Origin of the sequence: Nostoc sp. UHCC 0251 (assembly GCF_034932245.1) — a bacterium.
Lineage (GTDB): Bacteria > Cyanobacteriota > Cyanobacteriia > Cyanobacteriales > Nostocaceae > Nostoc.
Genome location: NZ_JAYGHD010000472.1, coordinates 1 through 889, shown reverse-complemented (window position 1 = coordinate 889; position 889 = coordinate 1). Strand labels below are relative to the sequence as shown.

At 43.5% G+C, this 889-nt stretch carries 1 pseudogene; it reads left to right on the top strand.

Going from position 1 to position 889, the window contains the following annotated elements:
- Positions 1–647 (top strand): annotated as a pseudogene (locus VB740_RS35755) (hypothetical protein); the annotation flags it as partial.
- Positions 648–889: the final 242 nt, after the last annotated feature.

The following is an 889-nucleotide window of genomic DNA, read 5'->3' as shown; positions in this document are numbered from 1 at the left end:
TCTTTGATCGGCTTAACTTAGTTCCCTTCACTCTGACTGTAGACACCGCAGAGAGCTTTGAAGTCAATGGTGGCGGAGGTAATGACATCTTCGATGTTAATAACCTAGCGGGAACTAGCGTTAGTGCAGTCAGCTTTACAGGCGGTGCTGGCAATGACTTCCTTGATGGTAGTGGTACATCTACACCCTTAACTGGCTCTGGTGATGGTGGAAGTGACACCCTCTATGGTGGCGCTGGCAATGACACCCTTAATGGTGGCGCAGGTAGGGACTTCTTAAGAGGTGGTAGCGGTAATGATATCCTGACAGGCGGTGGTGGTAGGGATAGCTTCGTGTTCAACTCAGGTACACCGTATAATGCTGCTAATCTAGGTGTAGATCAAATTACTGACTTCAACCGCACTGCTGACACAATTGCCCTGAGTAGTACAACTTTTGTCGGACTCAACAATCTGTCCGATATTCAGATAGTAGATAATGATGCAGCAGCTGCAACTAGCTTTAGACTCATTACTTACAGTCTTGGAACTGGTAATTTGTTCTTCAACCAAAACTTGACATCATCAGGTTTTGGAACAGGTGGGCTGTTTGCCAACATTGATGCAGTACCAGTATTGGCAGCTACGAACTTTGAGATAGTTGCGTAATCACACAGCATCTAAGACATGTCTGCAAGCTTGCAGCTAGATCCCAATAACCGCAATCATCAGCATTGCTAATTATGGGTCTTGAATCCTCCTCGTACATAATGTACAAGGAGGATTACAATTTAAACTATTTTGAATTGTGAGGATTTTAAACCCAACTATTATACAAGCATAGAAATTTCTTCTCTTTTGAAGAAGAATTCAGCTATTCTGAATGGGCTAAACCTTAGCTATCCGCTAAC